Below are 20,234 nucleotides of genomic sequence, written 5' to 3'. Positions count from 1 at the left end.
TCAAGGACGTGCTGATCTACCTGGTCATCATCGTCGCGGTGCTGTACATCCCGGCCAAACTCGGCGGCTGGGGCGACATCTTCGACGCCGCCAAGGCCAAGTTCGACAAGACCCCCGCGCCCGGCGACGGCATCACCATTGCCGGCAGCGGCCAGCTCAATTACGCGATGCTGGCGCTCGGCTCGGCGATGGCGCTGTTCCTCTACCCCCACAGCATCACCGGCGTGCTGGCCAGCCGCAGCCGCAACGTGATCAAGCGCAACATGGCGGCGCTGCCCGCCTACAGCTTCGTCCTCGGCCTGATCGCCCTGCTCGGCTACATGGCCATCGCGGCGGGCGTGAAGCCGATCAGCACCAACGGCAAGCCCGACACCAACACCGTGGTCCCGCTGCTGTTCGACCACATGTTCCCCGACTGGTTCGCCGGCGTGGCGTTCGCCGCCGTCGGCATCGGCGCCCTGGTCCCGGCCGCGATCATGTCGATCGCCGCGGCGAACCTGTTCACCCGCAACATCTACAAGGAGTACATCAACCGGGACGCCACCGCCAAGCAGGAGGCCACGGTCAGCAAGCTGGTCTCGCTGATCGTCAAGGCGGGCGCGGTCGTGTGCATCCTCGCGCTCGACCCGCAGTTCTCCATCGACCTGCAGCTCATCGGCGGCGTCATCATCCTGCAGACCCTCCCGGCCGTCGGGCTCGGCCTGCTCACCCGCTGGTTCCACCGCGGCGCCCTCATCGCCGGCTGGGCCGCCGGCATGGCGGCGGGCCTGTGGATGCTGTACCAGATCCCGAACCCGGTGAAGGGCAAGGAGCACTTCGGCGGCTCGGCCTACCCGCTGAGCGACCTCGGCCTGGACACCAAGACGACGGTGTACGTCGGCATGCTGGCGCTCGCCGTCAACGTGGTGGTCGCGGTCGCCGGCACCCTGGTCTGCAGGGCGGCCAAGCTCGCGGACGGCGAGGACGCCACGCGCGCGGCGGACTACCTCGCCGACGAGGGCGACCCGAGGGTCAAGGACCTGGAGCTCAGCTCCAGCACCTGATCCCGCCCGGCGACGGGCTAAGCACGGCGACGGCCCGGTCGTCCGCTCACGCGGACGGCCGGGTCGTTTTCTTTTCGGCTCTTGACAGCAGGAGGGATGAACAATCATGGTGTGTGAACGATCACGTTAACGTTAATGTGACGCCCCCGACAATGGAAGGGCCCCTCGCATGCGGACCCCGCGTCCCCCCGCCCGTCCCCTCGCCGCCCTGACCTCCGCCCTCGTCGCCGCGGCCCTGCTCGTCCCCGCCACGAGCGCGCAGGCCGCCGAGGGCCCCCGGGCGCACCGCAAGCTCGACCTGCGGATCGCGACCTACAACACGTGCGGGCACGGATGCCTGCCGACCGAGCAGGCCTGCGTCGACACCATCGGCCGCGACTGCGCCACCAAGCTCGAACCCTGGGCCGACGGGCGCGCCGCGCGGGTCGCCGACGACATCGTCCGGGCGCGCGCCGGGGTCGTCGTCACCCAGGAGATCGGCAACAACGCCACCCCGACGCAGCCCGGGGTGGACGTGGAGTCGTTCCGCGCGCCGCTGACGGAGGCGATGCGCGCCCGCGGCTACGCCGAGGCGCCCGCCGACTACGCGGGCACGAGGCATCCGCAGGAGGGCTACCCGCTGAAGTCCGGCGCCGGGCGCTTCACCTACTACGACGCCCGCCGGTTCTCCCACCTGGACGAGCGCGGCCGGCCGCTCCCCCACGACCTGCTGTGGCTGCCGGACTCCACCGAGATCTACGGCAAGACGATGACCTGGAACACCCTGCGCGACCTGCGCAACGGGATGCGGTTCGTGGTCGTCGACATGCACCTGGAGTACCGCAAGAACGGCGCCACCGACCCCAACGGCTGGACCAAGAACTGGGACGAGGTCCGCTACCTCGACGCGCGCCGCACGGCCGAGTACCTCACCCGCGACAACGCCTACACCCGGCGGCTGCCGATCGTGTTCGCCGGGGACATGAACTCCGCCTCGAAGGAGGACGGCCACAGCGCCTACGACGCGTTCTCCGACGCCGGCTACGCCGACTCGTTCGAGGCCGCGCCCGCGAACCGCCGCACCGGCGCCGAGTACGCCTCGTTCAACGGCGGGAAGATCCCGCTGCCGAGGTCCGCGGACAAGATCGACCACATCTTCGTCCGGAACGGCACGCGCGTCCTGCAGTGGACGCTCGTCCCGCAGACCACCGCCCAGGCCGGCGAGCCCCGCGACCTGCTGCGGTCCGACCACAACATGGTGCACGCCACCGTGAGGATTCAGGAGCCCACCCGATGACCACCCCCGCGAGCGAGCGGTCGCCGGCCGACCACCTGCGCCGGGCCGACCCCGCCCTGTCGCGCTTCAACCCGCTGGACCGGATCCTCGTCCACGACGACTTCAACTCCGGCACCCACGGCTGGATCGAGCTGCTCGGCAACTACGACGGGCACGGGAACCTCGACACCGTCGACGACCACATGCGCGACTTCCGGCCGCCGCAGCTCAGCTCCTGCAACTTCTTCGACGTCGGCACGCACGGCGCGATGTCCGGGACGTACGCGCTGAAGGTCGCGACGCGCCCGCTCGCCGGGCACACCGGCGTCGCGATCCGGCGGCTCACGATGGCCGGGCGGGGGCGCGTGCAGTTCGAGGCGTACCTGACGTTCAAGACCGAGGCGGCGTCGGAGGAGAACCAGGCGGCGCACAAGGCGGGCGCCGGGGAGTGGGACGCGAACCTGCACCCGTCCGAGCAGCAGTTCGGCGCGTTCACCATCGCGACCGACATCTGCGACGGCGTCCGCTACCACTGCGTCGCCCGCTATCTGAACACCGACCTGGAGAACCGGCTGCGGCGCGAGTGGGTGTACCCCACGGTGCCCGAGCCGACCCCGCGCGAGCACTTCGAAGGCAAGATCAAGCTGCCGCCGACCGCGGACTTCACCGCCCCGGACCCGGACCACTGGAAGCCGTTCGGCGGCCCGCAGGAGCTCTGCTACAACGAGGTGCCGACCAAGGTGAACTGGCACTACGTGCGCTGGCTCATCGACACGAACACGCGCTCGAACATCGAACTGCAGGTCAACGACACCGTCTACGACATGCGCGACGTGCCGGTGCCGCCGTACGAGGAGGAGTACGGCTCCCTGCAGAACCTGCTGAACTTCTACGTCTCGGTCAGGACGCACACCGACGTGCGCAACTTCCTGTACCTGGACTCCGTCCTGATCTCGGTCGACTGGTGAGGAGCCCCCTGAGCATGCGCGAGTCGTTCACGGCGGTCCTGGAGCGCAGCCGCACCCTCGCGGGCGCCTTCACGACCGAGCCCTACGAGGCGGCGTGGGCCGCGGAGGCCCGCTGGTTCGTCCGGACGCTGGAGCGGACCGGGACCGGCGCGCTGATGCGGGTCACCACGCAGGTCTCCCCCGACGGCCTGCACTGGTGCGACCTGGAGCCCGAGCGGGAGGTGGCCGACGACCTCGTCACCTGGGAGTCGTCCGGCTTCGGCGGCTGGCTGCGGCTGAAGGGCGCCGTCGAGGGCGACGGCGGCGGCGAGGCGTCGGCGAAGGTCATGATCTACCTCGCGCTGAAGAGCTGAGAGGAGCCGTCATGGACGTGCGCAGGCGCGAGTTCCTCGCCCTGACCGGCCTCGCCGCCTCCGCCGTGGCCCTCGGCGGCTGCGCGGCGCCGGGGGCGGCGGCCGCGCCGGACGGCTCGCTGCGCGCCGCGTTCGGGCAGCCGGTCACCGACCTCGACCCCTACAACGCGGGGACGGCGGTCGACGAGGCGTCGCTGATCGTCAAGCGGCTGGTCTTCGACACGCTCGTCCGGTACGAGGGCGGGCGGCTCGCGCCGGGCCTCGCGACGTCGTGGCGGCGGACCGACGACACGACATGGGTGTTCGACCTGCGGCCCGGTGTCCGCTTCCACGACGGGGGCGCGCTGACCGCGCGGGACGTCGTCGCCTGCGTGGAGCGCACCAAGGCCGTGAAGTCGGCGCAGTCCGCGCTGTGGGCCACGGTGAAGTCCGCGCGGGCCGACGGCGACCACCGGGTCGTGTTCGTGACGGACGGCCCGATGGGCACCCTTCCGGTGAACCTGACGCTGCTGTTCATCGTGCCCGCCCGGCGCGTGGCCGACCCGGCGCAGAAGCGCCGCCCGGTGGGCTCGGGGCCGTTCCGCGTCACGGGCTTCACCCCGTCGACCAGCGTGGAACTGGCCCGGTTCGACGGGTACTGGGGCGGCCGGGCCGGGACGCCCGGCATCTCGATGCCGTTCATCGCCGAGACCTCCAGCGCGATCACGGCGCTGCGCAACGGGGACGTCGACCTGCTGTGGCCCGTCCCGTCCGACCAGCTCGGCGAGGTGCGGGGGCGGCGCGGGGTCAGGGTCGAGACGGTGCCGAGCTGGACCTACTACCTCACGTGGTTCAACTGCAAGCGCAAGCCCTTCACCGACCCGCGGGTCAGGCGGGCGATGTGGCAGGCGCTCGACATGGAGGAGATCGTCGGGAGGCTGTTCGGCGCGGGCGCCGAGCAGATGCGCGCGCCGATCCCCTCGACCGTCTTCGGGTACGCCGAGCAGGCGCCGTACCGGCACGATCCGGGCGCGGCCCGGGCGGCGCTGCGCGACGCCGGGCTGGCCGGCGGCTTCGAGACCACGATGATGTGGTTCGACGCCACCGGCCCGCTCGCCCGGGAGCTGGCCCAGTCGATGATCTCGGCGTGGGCGCGGATCGGGGTCGAGGTCAGGCCGCAGAGCATCGAGAAGGCCCAGTGGCTCCAGCGCCTCAACTCCCTCGACTGGGACATGGAGCTGCAGACCAACACCGTGACGACCGGCGACGCCGCGTTCACCCTCGGCCGGCTCTACACCTCCAAGGCCGACCGGATGGGCTACAAGAACCCCGGGCTGGACGCGGTGCTCGCCGAGGCAGGCCAGGCCGCCGACCCGAAGCGGCGCGAGGAGCTGTACGGGCGGGCCTGCGAGACGATCTGGAACGACGCGGTCGGAATCTTCCCGGCCGCGCTCACCACCGCCTACGGGGTGCGGACCGGGCTCACCGGCTTCACCCCGGCCGCCAACAACCAGCCGGACCTGTCCGCGGTCAGGAGGACCCCATGACACCCCGCCGCAGGGCCACCCTGCGGGACATCGCGGCCGCCCTCGACCTGTCGGTCAACACCGTGTCCCGCGCCCTGGCCGGCAAGGACGCGGTCAGCCCCGAGACCCGCGAGCGGGTCCGGGCCGAGGCCGAGCGCCTCGGATACGTGCCGAACACGATGGCGCGGTCCCTGGTGCAGGGCAACGCGATGACCCTCGGGCTGGTCATCACCAACCCGTCCAACCCCTTCTACACGCGCCTGATCAGCTCGATCGAGGAGCGCGGCCGGGTCCGCGGCTACTCGCTGATGCTGATGGTCACCGAGGACAGCGTCGACAACGAGCGCCGCGTCGTCGACGAGCTGATGCGCTGGGGCGTGGACGGCGTCCTCGCCGTGCCCGTCCAGCACGGCATCGACCACTGGGACCGGCTCCGCAAGTCCGGGACGCCCGTGGTCCTGCTCAACCGCGACCTGCCGGGGCTCGACACCGACCTCGTCGGCGTCGACTACTACGACAGCGCCCGGCGGGCCACCGAGCACCTGGTGGCCGGCGGCGCCCGCGACCTGTACCTGGTCGAGGAGGACCTGGACATCTCTCCCGTGGCGGAACGCGTCCGGGGGTTCCGGGCCGTGCTGGACGAGCACGGCATCGCGCTCCGCGACGACCACATGGTGAAGGTGCCGACCCGGCGCCGCGAGGCCAGTTCCCAGCCGTGGGACCCGGTCGACTCCTACGAGATCGGGCGGGACCTCGCCGCCCGCATCGAGCCGGGCGCCGCGGTCCTGGCCGGCAACGACTACTTCGCGCTCGGGGTGTACCGGGCGCTCACCGAGCACGGGCTGAGCATCCCCGGCGACGTCCGCGTCGCCGGGCACGGCGACCACCCGTTCGCCGCCTACCTCGCCCCGCCGCTCACCACCGTCCGGCTGCCGGCCGCGGACGTCGGCGCCACCGCGGTGGACCGGCTCCTCGAACGGATGTCGGGCGAGTCCGCCGCGGGCTCGCCGCGGCAGACCCTGCTGCCGGCGGAACTGGTCGTCCGCGACTCGTCGCGGCCCGCGAACGGAGGCGGCTGATGGGACGGTTCCTGCTGAGGCGCGCCGGGCAGGCCCTCATCGTGGCGTGGGGCGCCATCACGGTCGTGTTCCTCGTTGTCCGCGTCGTCCCCGGCGACCCCGCGACGCTGATCCTCGGGCCGGACGCCAGTCCCGCCCAGCTCGCCTCCGTCCGCGCCGACTTCGGGCTGGACGACCCGCTCTGGCGGCAGTACCTCGCGCACATGGGCGAGATCCTGCGCGGCGACTTCGGCGATTCCTGGCGGCTCGGCGGCGGCGCGATGGGCGCCGTCCTCGACCGGTTCCCCGCCACCCTGACGCTGGCCGCGCTCGCGCTGGTCATCACCCTCGCCGCCGGCTACCCGCTCGGCATGCTGTGCGCGCGGCGGCCCGGCCGGATCCTCGACCTGCTGGTCTCCACGGGCTCGCTGGTCGGGCAGGCGGTGCCGTCCTTCTGGCTCGGCATCGTGCTGATCCTGCTGTTCGCCCGGCAGCTGAACTGGCTGCCGAGCACGGCGGGCGGGGGCCCCGAGGCGGTGATCCTGCCCTCGGTGACGCTGGCGCTGCCGTTCGTCGGCTGGCTCGCCCGGCTCGTCCGCAACGGCGCGCTGGAGGAGAGCGGCAAGGACTACGTCCGCACCGCCCGCGCCAAGGGCACCGGCGAGGGCGCGGTGATGTACGTGCACGTGGCGCGCAACATCGCGCTGCCCGTCGTCACCGTCCTCGGGCTGCTGATGGGCAACTTCATCGCCAATGCGGTCATCATCGAGGTCGTGTTCTCCTGGCCGGGCATCGGCTCGCTCATGGTGGACGCGATCACCAACCGCGACTACGCCGTCGTCGAGGCCGCGATCGTCACGATCACGGTCTCCTACATCGCGCTGAACCTCCTCGTGGACGTCCTGTGCGTCGCCCTTGATCCACGACTCACTCCGGAGAACGCATGAGTGCAACGAACCAGGGGGCGTGGGGGATCGTCCCCCACACGGAGGACGCATGAGCGCCATCGCTCCCGCCGTGATCCCGGTCCCCGCGGCCCGGCGGCGGAGAAGGCTGCCCGCGCGGGCGTGGGCGGGCCTCGCGATCGTCGGGCTGTTCGTCCTGGCGGCCGTGTTCGGGCCGGTGCTGATGCCCTACGACCCGGTCGCGACGGACCTGCCGCACCGGCTGCTGGCGCCGGGGTCCCGGCTCGGGGACGGGTCGGTCGCCTGGCTCGGCACCGACCAGCTCGGGCGGGACCTGCTGACGACGCTGCTCGCCGGCAGCCGCGTGTCGCTGCTGGTCGGCGCCGCCACCGTGCTCATCGGCGGCGCGGTGGGCCTGGTGGCGGGGCTGGTGTCCGGCTACTTCGGCGGCTGGACCGACGCCGTCCTGTCCCGGTTCGGGGACGTGCAGCTGGCGTTCCCGTCCATCCTGCTCGCCATCCTCATCGCCGGGGTCCTCGGCCCGAGCGTCACCAACATCGTGATCACGCTGGCGGTGACCCGCTGGGTGATATTGGCCCGGGTGGTGCGGGCGTCCGCGCTCGCCACCCGGGACCTGGAGTTCGTCGACTCGGCGCGGGTCCTCGGCGCGGGGCACGCGCGGATCCTGTTCCGGCACGTGCTGCCGTCGTGCTGGCAGCCGCTGCTGGTCGCGGCGACCGTGCAGATCGGCCTGGTCATGGTGGCGGAGGCGTCGCTGAGCTTCCTCGGCCTCGGCATCCCGCCGGACCAGGCGTCGTGGGGCGCGACCGTCTCGGCGGGCCGCGACTACCTCGGCTCGGCGTGGTGGATCTCCACGATGCCGGCGCTCGCGCTGGCCGCCGTCGTCACCGGCGTCGGCCTCGTCGGCGACGCCTTCCGCGACCTCACCGACCCGCGCTCCCAGCTCTGATGGCGCACATCCCATGGAGGCGCACATGACCGTTCCAGCCGTCGATCACGCGCACGCTCCGGCCGCCGGGGAGGTGGCCGCGGAGCTGCGCGACGTCCACATCGGCTTCCGCTCCGGGCGGCAGGTCACGCCGGTCGTGCGGGGCGTCGGCCTGCGGCTGCGGCGCGGCCGCGTCCTCGCCCTGGTCGGCGAGTCGGGCAGCGGCAAGAGCCTGACGTCGCTCGCGCTCATCGGGCTGCTGCCGCCCGGCGCGGAGGTCACGTCCGGCGCCGTCGTCCTGGACGGCGAGGACACGGCCGGGTTCTCCGCCCGGCGCTGGCGCGAGACGCGCGGCGGCCGCGTCGCGATGATCTTCCAGGATCCGATGGCGGCGCTGAACCCCGGCTTCGCCGTCGGCGCCCAGATCGCCGAGCCCTTCCGGCGGCGCCTCGGCCTCGGCCGGCGGGAGGCCCGGGAGCGTGCGGTCGCGCTGATGCGCGAGGTCGGGATCGCCGACGCCGAGAGCCGCTACGGCGACCACCCGCACGAGTTCTCCGGCGGCATGCGGCAGCGCGCGGTGATCGCGATGGCGCTCGCGCTCGGCCCGTCGGTCCTGCTCGCCGACGAGCCGACCACCGCGCTCGACGTCACCGTGCAGGCGCAGATCCTGCGGCTGCTCGCGCGGCGGCAGCGGGAGGCCGACCTCGCGACCCTGCTGGTCTCGCACGACCTCGGCGTCGTGGCGCGGGTCGCGCAGGACGTCGCGGTCATGTACGCGGGGCGGATCGTGGAGCGCGGCCCGCTGGACGCCGTCTACACGCGTCCCGCCCACCCGTACACGCTCGGGCTGCTGGAGGCCGTGCCCGACGCCGGGTCGGGCGGGCGCCTCAAGCCGATCGAGGGCGTCCCGCCGGACCCGCGGCACCGGCCCGGCGGCTGCGCGTTCCACCCGCGCTGCCCGTTCGCGACCGAGAGGTGCCGCACCGAGGACCCGCCGCTCGCCGAGGACGGCGACCGCGCCGTCGCCTGCCACCACTCCGCGGAGGTCGTCGCCTCCCAGCCCAGCGAGGAGCCCCGATGACGGCCACCGCCCAGGACACCGAGGTCGTGCTTAAGGTCAGCGGCCTGGAGGCGGGGTACGAGCGCCCCGGCCGGCACGGGTTCGGGCGGCGGCGGGTGCCCGTCGTCGCCGGGATCGACCTGGCCGTCCGGGCCGGGCGGACGCTCGGCGTCGTCGGCGAGTCCGGGTGCGGCAAGTCGACGCTGGCGCGGGCCGTGGTCGGGCTGCGCCCCGCGTTCGCCGGGTCGATCGAGTTCGCGGGCGCGGACCTGGCGTCGGTGCCCGCCCGGCGGCGGCGCAGGATGAGCCGCGACCTGCAGATGGTGTTCCAGGACCCCTACACGTCGCTGAACCCGCGGATGACCGTCGCCGCCGTGATCGCCGAGGGCTGGCGCGTCCATCCCGGGATCGTGCCGCGCGACCGGGAGGACGCCGAGGTCGCGCGGCTGCTCGACCTCGTCGGCCTGAGCCCCGAGCACGGGCCGCGGCACCTGCACCAGCTGTCGGGCGGCCAGTGCCAGCGGGTGGCGATCGCCCGCGCCCTCGCGCTGCGGCCGAAGCTCCTGGTGTGCGACGAGGCCGTGTCCGCGCTGGACGTGTCGGTCCGCGCGCAGATCCTCAACCTGATGGCCGACCTGCAGGCCGAGCTGGGCGTGGCGTACCTGTTCATCTCCCACGACCTGGACGTGGTCCGGCACATCGCCCACGACGTCGCCGTCATGTACCTCGGGACGGTCGTGGAGCAGGGCCCGGCCGCCGAGGTGTTCGGCGACCCGCAGCACCCCTACACGCGGGCGCTGCTGTCGGCGGCGCCGTCCGTCCGCGACCGGCCGGACGGCGACGCAGGGGAGATCGTGCTGCGCGGGGAGGTGCCGTCCCCGGCCGAGCCGCCGAGCGGGTGCCGGTTCCGCACCCGCTGCTACATGGCCGCCGACGTCTGCGAGCGGGAGACGCCGGCGCTCGTCCCCCGGGGCGGGCCGCCCCAGGCGGTCGCCTGCCATTTCGCCGACGGCGCCGGCACCACGGCGCCGCCCCGGGAGGGCGCGGCGCCGGACGGGCCGGCCCGGGAGGATCAGGCGCGGCCGTAGGCGTCCTCGAGGCGCTCGATGTCGTCCTCGTCGAACCGGCCGAAGGCGATCTCCATGACGCGCACGGCCGGGCCGTCCGAGCCGAGCCGGTGGGTGTCCCCGGCGCGGATCAGAACCCGCTCCCCCACCTCCGGCAGGATGCGGCGCCCGGCCACCTCGAAGACCGCGCCGGGGTCGAGCGCGACCCACATCTCGTCGCGGTCCCGGTGCCGCTGCAGGCTGAGCCGCTGCCCCGGCTCCACGTGAATGATCTTCACGGTGGACGGCTCGTTGAGCGTGAAGCGCTCGAAGCGCCCCCAGGGGCGCCGCTCGGTCCGCACGTCCGGCTCGGGCCGCGCCTCGCTCTGCGCCTGGGTCTGCACGTCGGTCTGCACGGTCACCTCGGGAATCGTGGGTCGTCGGACAACTGGGGGCCGCGGGCCTCGGACGCGGCGGCGGGCAGCCCGCCGAGGACGAGGTCGACGAGGCCGTCCACGACGGCCTCGCGCGGCACGTCGTCGGAGTGGTCGAGCCACCAGTCGCCGGCCGTCTGCACCATGCCGACGATCGCGTGCCCCCACACGTAGGCGCGGGTGCGGTCCGCCATCTCGCCCTCGGCGATCATCACCTCGGCCAGCTCCCGGCTCACGTCCCGGATCATGGTGCTCATCGCGCTGTGCGTGGCCGTGTCCTCGGCGCTCGCCCGGTGCATGAGGAACCGGTAGAGGTTGAGGTTCTTGGAGATCGTCGCCAGGTAGGTGTCGATGGTGGAGCGGGTGCGGTCGCGGATCGGGTCGCCGCGGGAGAACTCGTCCCGGATCCCCTCGATCAGCTTGCGCGTGTGCCGCTCGGCCAGCGCCTGGTAGAGGCCGCTCTTGTCGCCGAAGTGGCGGTACAGGATCGGCTTGCTGATCCCGGCCTCCGCGGCGATCGCGGCCATGGACGCCTCGGGCCCCTCCCGCTGGATGACCCGGTCGGCGGCCTCCAGCAGGGCGCGGCGGCGACCGGGATCACGCCGTGATCCGGGCCCCGGCCGGCCCGCCGTACTCGTCATGGACAGCACGGTATCCGGGGGTGTTACCCGGTGACAACACCGGCTGGCCTGGGCGGTGAGGCGCGCCCGCCGGGGGCAGGGCGAAGCGGGGGGCGGATGTCCTCCGCCCCCCGCCCGCGCGGTCCGCCTACCGGGCGAACGCCTGGAGCTCGGCGGTCCGGACGATCCCCGCACTCGGGCTCGCGGTGGCGCAGTCGGTGCCGGAGCGCGGGTCGTTGTCCTGCTCACCCGCGTAGGCCGGCGCGCCGGTGCACTGGCTGGAGACCACCTCGAACCGCAGGTGCGTCGCGGTGACGTCCCGCAGGTCGAACGAGCGCATGATCAGGTCGGGCGCCGTGGGCCGCGGCCGGTCGGCCGGGAAGGCGTCGGACGGGCTGGTGTAGACGGTGCGGTACGAGGCCGCCTGAGCGCAGTCGGCCTTGGAGGCGTCGCAGGCCAGCAGCCGGAAGGCGCGCAGCGCCGTGAACCGGTTCTGCGTGCCGCCCGCGCCCTCCGGGTCGCCCGCCACCGACGGCCGCAGCATCGCGCTGACCTGCACCCGGCCGACCCTGACCGGACGGTCGCCGGCAAGGTCGACGGTGACCTGGCGCCCGGCGACGGGGGCCGTCACCGACTGCCAGTTGGTCGCCTCGGTCTCGTCCAGCAGCGCGGCCTGGGACGCGCCGTCACCGGTCGCCGTCGCGCCGTTGGCGCCCGCGGCCTCATTGCGGGACATCACGACCGGCAGGGTCCGCTGGGACGCGCCGATCGAGGCGGTGAACCTGCGGTGCCCGAAGCCCGCGCCCACCGCGACGAAGGAGTACCGGCCCGGGGTGAGCGCGACGGTGTCGCCGAGCGGGGTCGCCGGGTCGGTGTCGGCGACGGGGACCGCGCGGGCCTCGTAGTCGCCCACGTACAGTCGGACCTTGCCTCCCTTGGCGTCCCCGAGCGGCGTGAGCCGCACCTGGGCGTTGCGCGACAGGGGCGAGGCGAAGCTCGGCGTCGCGTCGGCGTCGGCGGGGCCGTTGCTGGCGGCGTCCTTGCCGAGGCCGTGCTCGGCGAAGACCTTCCACATCATCTCGTGGTCCTTGCCGCCGAAGCGCATGGTGTCGGCGGCCAGCAGGGCGTTGCGGTGGTCGACGTAGCTGACGGCGCCGCTGGCCATGAGCAGCAGCGCGTCGAACGACACCTGTGCCCACCGCCGGTTGCCGGGGCACTTCGCGACCGGCACGGCCCCGTCGGCGCACTTGCGCTGGAGCGCGGCGCTCCCGGCGCCGTACCGGCGGACGAACGCCTGGCGCAGGTCGAACTGGGTCGCGGTCCAGATCTCGCCGTCGGCGTGGACCTGGGTGCCGACCAGGTCGTAGCCGAGGTCGGCGTAGTTCAGCGGGCTCCGGCTCATGTCGTAGTTGCGGATCCCGGCGCGCCGGTCGCCGGTGACGTACCCGCCGACGACGTACGGGGTCTCGCCGGGCTGGCGCAGCCCGTACTCGTTGAGGTACTCCATGGCGAACAGGTCGGAGGTGCTCTCGTTCATCGCGCCCGCCTGCGGCCCGCTCCACCCGGCGTCCGGCCCGGCGATCATGCGCCCGGAGATGGCGTGGGTGTACTCGTGCCCGATGACGCTCATGTCGAAGTCGCCGTCGGTGCAGGGCGGGTAGAACGAGCCCGCGACCGGCTGCCACAGGTACATGTTGGTGATCGCCGGGGTCCCGTCCGGCGGCGTGATCTGGTTCGCGTTGTCGCGGACGGTCGGGAACCGCGCCCCGGCCTGCGCGTTGCCCTGCTCGGGGTCGCCGCCCCGCCCGCCGCGCTCACCGTTGTCGGCCTGCATGTTCCAGGCCGACTCGGTGAAGCCGAGCCGGTAGGACCAGTCGTGCATGCGGTTGTGCTGGACGAACAGGTTCGAGATGGCCGCTTCCAGGTCCGCTTCCTGCGGGCTGTCCAGCGTCGCCGGGTCGCACTTGCTCGTGTGCCACTGGTTGGTCCACGGATAGGTGTAGTTCCGGTCGGACCTGGGGGCGCTGGTGCGGGTCCCGACCGTGAAGGGGTCGCTGCTCGCGCGGTTCTCGTACGTCCTCGCCGAGTTGCCGACGCTGGTCGTGCTGGACGCGCCGGTCGCGGGGTCGACGTCCCAGGGACGTCCGCTGGAGGGGTCGCCCCCGACGGGGGTGCATCCCGCCGCGGGAGCGAAGCACCAGGTCTGCCTGGTGTCGCGGGACGAGTAGTCGCCGGACGGGGTCGCCGGGAACACCGCCCAGCGCGGGTTGTCGCTGTCGTGGTCGACGAGGTTCTCCCGCACGAGCACCGAGCCGGTCCGGGCGTCGACGTAGGAGGTGACGGCCTTCGGCTCGGCGCCGGAGCCGTCGATGAGGGTGACCTGGTAGGCGCTGCGGACGCCCTCGGCGGTGGGCACCGCGACGAGCCGCGCCTTGCGCGGGTCGCCGGCCGACGCCCTGATGCCCGCGTCCCGCCCGGCGGCGGCCACCGCGTCCTTCTGGGAGAGCGTGGCGGGCGCCGGGGCGGCGCCGTCCCGGGAGAGGGTCGAGGTGACCGAGACGACCTCGCCGCCCGACACGCCGACCGCCACCAGGCCGTCGTAGCCGGCGGGCAGTCCGCCGAACCGCTGGCGCAGCAGCACGGCCGCGCCCTCGCCGATCGGGTTGACGGCGACCTTCTCCAGCGCGCCGACGGCGGCGGCGTCGAGGCCGAACAGGTCCCGGTGGCCCGCCAGGTACGCGCGGGCGGCCTTCTCCGGGTCGCCGGGCAGGCCGCCGGCCAGCGGTCCCGCGCCGGTCACCGAGGCGGGGGTGCCGAGCCTGTTCCACCGCACGGTCACGCCGCGGGCCGCGTCCACCTGGCGGCCCGTCGGGGCGAGGCGCCCGGGCCGCGCGTCCTTGTCGGGGAGTTCGGTGTGCTCCCCCGGCGCCTTCGGGCGGGGAGGCGGCGGTTCGGCTCGTCCGGGGACCGCGAGGCCGACTGTGAGGAGTGTTCCGGTGGCCGCCAGCGCGGTCGCCGCGGTCCAGCGTTTCCTGGGCACCATTGCCTCCTGGAGGCGGGCCGGAGGGCCCGGTCTCGGGGGGATCGGCCGGAGGGGTCGCCCGGCCGATCTAGAGACAAGCAGCGCCTACGCCACTCAACTATGGCGAATCACGACATTTACCAACTGCCACCGCGCAGCGTTCTTCGCCCTTGACACCGCCGGTTCCCCTTGAGCCCCACGTGGGACGCCCCGCGCATCTCCGGGCGGCCGCCGCGCGACCGTCCGCCCAGGTGACCACGGCTGGCCACCGCCCCGCACCGGACCCTCGCGCTCGCCGGCCGGAACATGCGGCGCGGACGCCTTCGGGCCGGACCCGGCGGCCCGGCCCGAAGGCGCCTACAGCCCCCGGCTGCGGCGGTAGTCGGCCACGACCAGGTCGGTCAGCTCCTGGAGGGACGTCTCCGACGTGGGCTTGTCGAAGGCGATCCGGCCGTGCTGCAGGAGGTTGACCCGGTCGCAGACGTCCAGGACCTGGGCGTAGTTGTGCGCGATGATGATGATCGAGACCTCGCCGCGCTCCTTGAGGTCGCGGACCAGGTCGAGGATCATCGTGCCCTCCTTGGCGCCCATCGCGGCCAGCGGCTCGTCGAGCAGCAGGATCCGGGCGTCGGAGTACACCGAGCGGGCGACCGCGATGGCCTGCCGCTGGCCGCCGGACAGCTTGGCGACCTCGACGTCCACCGACGGGATCCGCACCCCCATGTCCGCGAGGTGCTCGGCGGCGCGCCGGCGCATCGCGCGGTTGCTGAGCAGCGGCCAGCGCACCAGCTCCCGGTTGAGGAACATGTTGTGGTAGACGCTGAGCTCGTTGACCAGGGCGAGGTCCTGGTAGACGGTGTCGACGCCGAGCGAGCGGGCGTGGTCCACCGAGCGCAGGCTCACCTCGGTGCCGTCGATGAGGATGCGGCCGGTGTCCGGACGCTGGAACCCACTGATGATCTTGATCAGGGTGGACTTGCCGGCGCCGTTGTCGCCGATGAGGCCGAGCACCTCGCCCTTGCCCAGGCGCAGCGTGACGTCGGCGAGGGCCTCCACGCCGCCGAAGCGTTTGCCGATGTTCTCCACCCGCAGCGCGTCGCTCATGAGCGCCCCGCCCTTCGCAGCCGGGCCAGGTGGACGTTCAGCACCATCGAGATGATGATCGCCGACCCGAGGATGATGTTGAACGGGTTCGCGCTGATCCCGATGAGGTTGAAGCCGTTCTGCATCTCGGCCAGCACCAGCGCGCCGAGCAGCGCGCCGATGACGGTGCCCGAGCCGCCGGCCAGGGCGGTGCCGCCGATGACCGCGGCCGACACCGCGATGAACATCGCGTTCGCCCCGCCCGAGCTCGGGTCGATGGACCCGACCCGGAAGGCCTCCAGGATGCCGGCGAAGGCGCCGAGCGCCCCGGTGAGCATGAAGTTGCCGATCTTGACCCGGCCGGTCCGGATGCCCGCCTCGGCGGCGCCGAGCGGGTTCCCGCCGGTCGCGACCGTGTGCAGGCCCCACCGCGTGCGGGTGAGCACCAGGTGGAAGAAGACGACGATCAGCAGGCACCAGGTCAGCTCGGCCCAGGGGGCGCGCCCGAACCAGCCCGCCAGGCCCTCCGCCGCTTCGGGTATCTGCGCCGGGTAGGCGTGCGAGGTGGTGAGCATGATGCCCTGGACCAGGAACATCGAGCCCAGTGTGGCGACGAACGACGGGACCCTCAAGACGACCGTCACCAGCCCGTTGCCCAGTCCGATGAGCGCGCCGGCCAGGATCGCCAGCACGATCGCGATGATCGGGTAGACGCCGGAGAAGTCGACCATGTAGTGCACGAGGAAGGGCGCCAGCGCGAAGACCATCCCGACCGACAGGTCGATCTCGCCGCTGACGAGCAGGAACACCTCGCCGACCGCGATGATGGCGTAGGGCGCGGTGCCCTGGGACACGTTGACCAGGTTGTCGTGGCTCAGGAAGACCGACTTGGCGGTCTGGAAGTAGATCAGCAGTCCGAGCGCCACCAGGAGGATGGTCGCCTCCCGGCGGCGGAGGAACGCGTCGGTGGCGAGGGCGGGCAGCCCCCGGGCACGCCGCGGTGGCGTGCCCGGGGTCGCCGCCTTGTCCCGTACGGTGCTTTCGCTCACTCCGTGCTCCTTCTCGTCAGACGTGAGCGATGGGACCCGACCGCGACACCAGCTGCTGGGCCGTGCTGGAGCCCTCGTACCGGGTCTTGGTGGTGAGGTACGGGCCGACGTTCTCCTTGCTGACGAAGGTCAGGCCGGTGTTGGTCATCGGGGGGAAGACCAGGCCGCCGGACAGCTTGTAGAACCACAGGGCCATCACGGGCAGGAACCCCTGCAGGTAGGGCTGCTGGTCGATGGTGAAGTCCAGGTCCCCGGACTTGACGGCGCTCAGCGTGCCCGGGGTGAGGTCGAACCCGCCCGAGACCACGCCCTTGCTCTTCAGGCCGTACTTCTGCATGACCTTGCCGATGGCCTCGGTCGAGCCGGCGTCCACCGCGAACATGCCCTTGATGTCCTTGTGGCCCTGGGCGTACGCGTCGACCGTCGAGAGCTCCTTGGGCACTTCGGCGCCGGTGGCCACCGAGGTGAACTTGATCGGCTTGCCGGAGGCCTTGATGGCGTCCTGCGCGCCGTCGATGCGCGGCTGGATGTTGAGCGAGCCCGGGGTGGCGATGAAGCCGACCGCGTCTCCCCCGGACATCAGCCCCGCGATCTTGGCGCCGAGCTGGTAGCCGGAGGTGTAGAGGTCCTGGCCGATGTAGGAGAGCCGGCTGGTGCCGGGATCGTCCTTGGCGCCGTCGGCGTTGTAGGAGACCACCGGGATCCCGGCCTTCAGCGCGTTGTCCACCGGCTGCCGGAACGCGGTCTTGTCCACCACGGCGACCGCGATCCCGTCGGCCTTGCCGGAGATGGCCGCGTTGGTGGCGCTGACCATCTCGGGGACCGCCGAGTTCTGCGAGCCCGTCCACTGGAACGAGGCGCCCAGCAGGGCGCAGGCGTCCTGCGCGCCGTACTGCGTCGGCGTGAAGAACGGGTTCGTCGTGACGTGGTTGATGAACACGAACTTCCACTTCGGCGTCTTCGGGAACTGCCCGGGCCCGCCACTGCCCGAGCCCGAGCTCTTGTTGTCCGAGGAGCAGGCGGCCAGCAGCGCCGACGCCGCCGCCGTCGCGCTGACCAGGCCGGCGCCGCTCAGCAGCCGGCGCCGGGTGGGCTCGGGCAGGCCGAGGGTGTCGACGGCCTCTTCGACCGCGGGATCGATGCGCGTCATGTCAGGCTCCGAACTGGTAGACGGTCGAGGATCGGTAGACCTGTCCGGGCTTCAGCTCCGTCGAGGGGAAGCCCGGCTGGTTCGGCGAGTCGGGGAAGTGCTGGGTCTCCAGCGCGAACCCGTCGCCCTGCCGGTAGACGCGGCCGCCGGTGCCGACCAGCGTGCCGTCGAGGAAGTTGCCCGAGTAGAACTGGAGCCCGGGCTGGTCGGTGGAGATGGACAGGGTCCGGCCGCTCGCCGGGTCCTTGACGCGCGCGGCGGTCTTCCAGCCGGACCCGTCGAGGACGAAGTTGTGGTCGTAGCCCTGGCCGTAGAGGAGCTGGTCGAAGCCGGTGCGGATGCGGGCGCCGATCGCGGTGGACCTGGTGAAGTCCAGCGGGGTGCCGCGCACCGGGGCGATCTTTCCGGTCGGGATGAGCTCCGACGAGCCGACGGGGGTGTACCGCGAGCCGTTGATCTGGAGCCGGTGGTCGTAGACCGTGCCGCTGCCCTCGCCGGACAGGTTGAAGTAGGAGTGGTTGGTGAGGTTGACGACGGTCGCCTTGTCGGTGGTGGCGCGGTAGTCGAACCGGATGGCGTCGCCGCGCGTGACGGAGATGGTCACGTCGGTCTTGAGGGTGCCGGGGAAGCCCTGGTCGCCGTCCGGGCTGGTGTGGGACAGCCGGAGCGCGACGTTGCCGCCGGCGGTGTACGGGGTCGCGGACCAGACGCGCTGGTCGAAGCCGGTCGTGCCGCCGTGCAGCGTGTTCCCGTTGTTGTTGGTCGTCAGCTGGTACGTCTGCCCGTCGAGCGTGAACCGGCCCTTGGCGATGCGGTTGCCGTACCGGCCGATGAGCGCGCCGAAGTACGTGCTGTTCTTGGTGAGGTAGTCCGACAGGGTCGGGAAGCCCAGCGTGATGTTGGCGAGCCTGCCGTGCCGGTCGGGCGTCTCGATGGTCTGGATGATGCCGCCGTAGGTGATGACGCGGATGCGCGTCGACCCGTTGGTCATCGTGTAGCGCCAGATCTTGGTGCCGTCGGGCATCGTGCCGAACAGGTCCTTGGCGATCCCGGCCTTCAGGTGCCGGTCGGACGCCGTGGAGGAGGGGGCGAATCCGCCGATGGCGGCGCCGGCGAGCGCTGCCAGCGCGGCCAGCCGTACTGCGAAGCGTGATCTGGTCATGGGACGGGTTTCCTCACAGATCTCGTGGGGTGGGGGGTGTCCTGGCGGCTAGAAGCCCTGCGCCAGGCGGTGGTACGCCTGGTTCCAGCGCATCTCGCGGCGGAACCGGGCGACATCGGTGTCGCGGTCGACGACGAGCAGCTCCACACCCGTCATCTCGGCGAGATCGGCCAGGATCTCGGTGGTGACCGCCTGGGACAGCACCGTGTGGTGCGGTCCCCCGGCCGACAGCCAGGCCTCGGTGGAGGTGCGGAAGTCCGGGCGGGGCGCCCACACGGCCCGGGCCACCGGAAGCCGCGGCAGCGGCTCCGGCGGCCCCACCAGGTCGATCTCGTTGGCGACCAGCCGGAACCGGTCGCCGAGGTCGGTCAGCCCGACGACGAGACCCGGTCCGGGCGCCGCGTCGAACACGAGCCGGACCGGGTCCTGCCGGCCCCCGATGGCCAGCGGATGCACCTCGCAGCTCGGCACGCCCGCGGCGATGGAGGGGCAGACCTCCAGCATGTGGGCGCCCAGGATGAGCTCCTGGCCCGGGACGAGGTGGTAGGTGTAGTCCTCCATGAAGGAGGTGCCGCCGGGCAGTCCCGCGGCGGCGCTCTTGAGGGCCCGCAGCAGCAGGGCCGTCTTCCAGTCGCCCTCCGCGCCGAAGCCGAGGCCGTCGGCCATCAGGCGCTGCACGGCGATGCCCGGCAGCTGCCTGAGGCCGCCGAGGTCCTCGAAGTTGGTGGTGAACGCCTGGTAGGACCCGGCGGCGAGGAAGTCGCGCAGCCCGAGCTCGATCCGCGCGGCGTCGCGCAGCGCCGTGTGGCGCTCGCCGCCGGACCGCAGCTCGGGGGCGACGGCGTAGGACTCCTCGTACTCGGCCGCGAGGTCGCCGACCCGGTGGTCCGGTACCGCGTCGACGGCCGCGACGAGGTCGTTGACGCCGAACGCGTTGACCGAGGCGCCGAACCGGATCTGCGCCTCGACCTTGTCGCCCTCGGTGACGGCGACGTCCCGCATGTTGTCGCCGAAGCGGGCGAGCCGCAGCGTCCGCAGGTCGGCGGCGCCGCGTGCGGCCCTGACCCAGGACCCGATCCGCGCGCGGACCGCGGGGTCGTCGGTGTGCCCGGCCACCGTGGTGCGCGCCATGCCGAGCCGGGTCTGGACGTGGGCGTGCTCCCGGTCGCCGTGCGCGGCCTGGTTGAGGTTCATGAAGTCCATGTCGATGCTCGCCCACGGCAGCGCCGCGTTCGCCTGCGTGTGCAGGTGCAGCAGGGGCCGGAGCAGCGCGTTCAGCCCGGCGATCCACATCTTCGCGGGCGAGAACGTGTGCATCCACGTGATGACCCCGACGCAGTCGTCGTCCGCGCCCGCCTCGAGCATCGTCCGCCGGATGGCCTCCGGCTCGGTCAGGACCGGGCGCCACCGCACCGCCGCCGGGATGCCCGGATCCTCGTCCAGCGCCTGGGCGATCCGCCGTGACTGCTCGGCGACCTGGCGGAGGGTGTCCTCGCCGTACAAGGACTGGCTTCCGGTGAGGAACCAGACGGTCGGTGCCATCGCGTGGCCGCTCCCTTCGTTCGTCATGGA

Annotated in this window: 18 protein-coding genes; 10 read left to right on the top strand and 8 right to left on the bottom strand. The window is 72.6% G+C overall.

What is annotated here, in order from left to right:
* The 10 genes from AB0C21_RS30190 to AB0C21_RS30145 all read left to right on the top strand — a co-directional run.
* On the top strand, nucleotides 1–1,043 hold a 1,043-nt coding region (locus AB0C21_RS30190; RefSeq protein ID WP_500208762.1), incomplete at its 5' end, for a sodium:solute symporter family protein.
* Nucleotides 1,044–1,212: 169 nt separating this feature from the next.
* Nucleotides 1,213–2,319, top strand: coding sequence for an exonuclease/endonuclease/phosphatase family protein (locus AB0C21_RS30185; protein WP_500208761.1), 1,107 nt, complete (start codon nucleotides 1,213–1,215; stop codon nucleotides 2,317–2,319).
* The gene (locus tag AB0C21_RS30180) at nucleotides 2,316–3,266 is read left to right on the top strand and encodes a DUF6772 family protein (RefSeq protein WP_500208759.1); all 951 of its coding nucleotides are present in this window, start codon (nucleotides 2,316–2,318) and stop codon (nucleotides 3,264–3,266) included. Before AB0C21_RS30185 ends, AB0C21_RS30180 begins: the two co-directional genes overlap by 4 nt.
* A 14-nt stretch (nucleotides 3,267–3,280) precedes the next feature.
* Nucleotides 3,281–3,619 (top strand): hypothetical protein, encoded by a 339-nt coding sequence (locus tag AB0C21_RS30175; protein WP_500208757.1) that lies wholly within the window; start codon nucleotides 3,281–3,283, stop codon nucleotides 3,617–3,619.
* Nucleotides 3,620–3,630: 11 nt separating this feature from the next.
* Nucleotides 3,631–5,145 carry an ABC transporter substrate-binding protein gene (locus AB0C21_RS30170; protein WP_500208755.1) on the top strand — a complete coding sequence of 505 codons (1,515 nt, stop codon included), beginning with the start codon at nucleotides 3,631–3,633 and terminating at the stop codon, nucleotides 5,143–5,145.
* The gene (locus tag AB0C21_RS30165; RefSeq protein ID WP_500208753.1) at nucleotides 5,142–6,203 is read left to right on the top strand and encodes a LacI family DNA-binding transcriptional regulator; all 1,062 of its coding nucleotides are present in this window, start codon (nucleotides 5,142–5,144) and stop codon (nucleotides 6,201–6,203) included. Before AB0C21_RS30170 ends, AB0C21_RS30165 begins: the two co-directional genes overlap by 4 nt.
* Nucleotides 6,203–7,129 carry an ABC transporter permease gene (locus AB0C21_RS30160; protein WP_500208751.1) on the top strand — a complete coding sequence of 309 codons (927 nt, stop codon included), beginning with the start codon at nucleotides 6,203–6,205 and terminating at the stop codon, nucleotides 7,127–7,129. Before AB0C21_RS30165 ends, AB0C21_RS30160 begins: the two co-directional genes overlap by 1 nt.
* A 49-nt stretch (nucleotides 7,130–7,178) precedes the next feature.
* On the top strand, nucleotides 7,179–8,057 hold the full coding sequence (locus AB0C21_RS30155; protein WP_500208750.1) for an ABC transporter permease: 879 nt from the start codon (nucleotides 7,179–7,181) through the stop codon (nucleotides 8,055–8,057).
* 25 nt (nucleotides 8,058–8,082) lie between these two features.
* Nucleotides 8,083–9,117: an ABC transporter ATP-binding protein gene (locus AB0C21_RS30150; RefSeq protein WP_500208749.1), complete on the top strand. Its 1,035-nt coding sequence runs from the start codon at nucleotides 8,083–8,085 to the stop codon at nucleotides 9,115–9,117.
* Nucleotides 9,114–10,184: an ABC transporter ATP-binding protein gene (locus AB0C21_RS30145; protein WP_500208748.1), complete on the top strand. Its 1,071-nt coding sequence runs from the start codon at nucleotides 9,114–9,116 to the stop codon at nucleotides 10,182–10,184. The genes AB0C21_RS30150 and AB0C21_RS30145 overlap by 4 nt, the downstream gene beginning before the upstream one ends.
* Here the strand turns inward: AB0C21_RS30145 and AB0C21_RS30140 are convergent.
* The 8 genes from AB0C21_RS30140 to araA all read right to left on the bottom strand — a co-directional run bounded on the left by AB0C21_RS30140 (nucleotide 10,169) and on the right by araA (nucleotide 20,231).
* Nucleotides 10,169–10,564: a phosphomannose isomerase type II C-terminal cupin domain gene (locus AB0C21_RS30140; RefSeq protein ID WP_500208746.1), complete on the bottom strand. Its 396-nt coding sequence runs from the start codon at nucleotides 10,562–10,564 to the stop codon at nucleotides 10,169–10,171. The genes AB0C21_RS30145 and AB0C21_RS30140 overlap by 16 nt on opposite strands.
* Complete coding sequence (locus AB0C21_RS30135) at nucleotides 10,561–11,217, bottom strand: TetR family transcriptional regulator (RefSeq protein ID WP_353819510.1); 657 nt, start codon at nucleotides 11,215–11,217, stop codon at nucleotides 10,561–10,563. The genes AB0C21_RS30140 and AB0C21_RS30135 overlap by 4 nt, the downstream gene beginning before the upstream one ends.
* 127 nt (nucleotides 11,218–11,344) lie before the next feature.
* Entirely contained in the window at nucleotides 11,345–14,236 is a 2,892-nt protein-coding gene (locus AB0C21_RS30130) for a M36 family metallopeptidase (protein ID WP_500208745.1), read from the bottom strand.
* A gap of 339 nt (nucleotides 14,237–14,575) precedes the next feature.
* On the bottom strand, nucleotides 14,576–15,322 hold the full coding sequence (locus AB0C21_RS30125; RefSeq protein WP_149258656.1) for an ATP-binding cassette domain-containing protein: 747 nt from the start codon (nucleotides 15,320–15,322) through the stop codon (nucleotides 14,576–14,578).
* Nucleotides 15,319–16,350 (bottom strand): ABC transporter permease, encoded by a 1,032-nt coding sequence (locus tag AB0C21_RS30120; RefSeq protein WP_500208744.1) that lies wholly within the window; start codon nucleotides 16,348–16,350, stop codon nucleotides 15,319–15,321. The genes AB0C21_RS30125 and AB0C21_RS30120 overlap by 4 nt, the downstream gene beginning before the upstream one ends.
* Before the next feature lie 16 nt (nucleotides 16,351–16,366).
* The gene (locus tag AB0C21_RS30115; protein WP_500208743.1) at nucleotides 16,367–17,500 is read right to left on the bottom strand and encodes a sugar ABC transporter substrate-binding protein; all 1,134 of its coding nucleotides are present in this window, start codon (nucleotides 17,498–17,500) and stop codon (nucleotides 16,367–16,369) included.
* Between the two features lies 1 nt (nucleotide 17,501).
* Nucleotides 17,502–18,662 (bottom strand): aldose epimerase family protein, encoded by a 1,161-nt coding sequence (locus AB0C21_RS30110; RefSeq protein ID WP_500208741.1) that lies wholly within the window; start codon nucleotides 18,660–18,662, stop codon nucleotides 17,502–17,504.
* Between the two features lie 48 nt (nucleotides 18,663–18,710).
* A complete protein-coding gene (araA, locus tag AB0C21_RS30105) occupies nucleotides 18,711–20,231 on the bottom strand; it encodes an L-arabinose isomerase (RefSeq protein ID WP_500208740.1) in 1,521 nt (506 codons plus the stop codon).
* Nucleotides 20,232–20,234: the final 3 nt, after the last annotated feature.

Origin of the sequence: Spirillospora sp. NPDC049024, assembly GCF_040649235.1 — a bacterium.
Lineage (GTDB): Bacteria > Actinomycetota > Actinomycetes > Streptosporangiales > Streptosporangiaceae > Spirillospora.
Note: the sequence above shows the minus strand (reverse complement) of the source record. Positions and strands in the feature narration are given on the sequence as shown.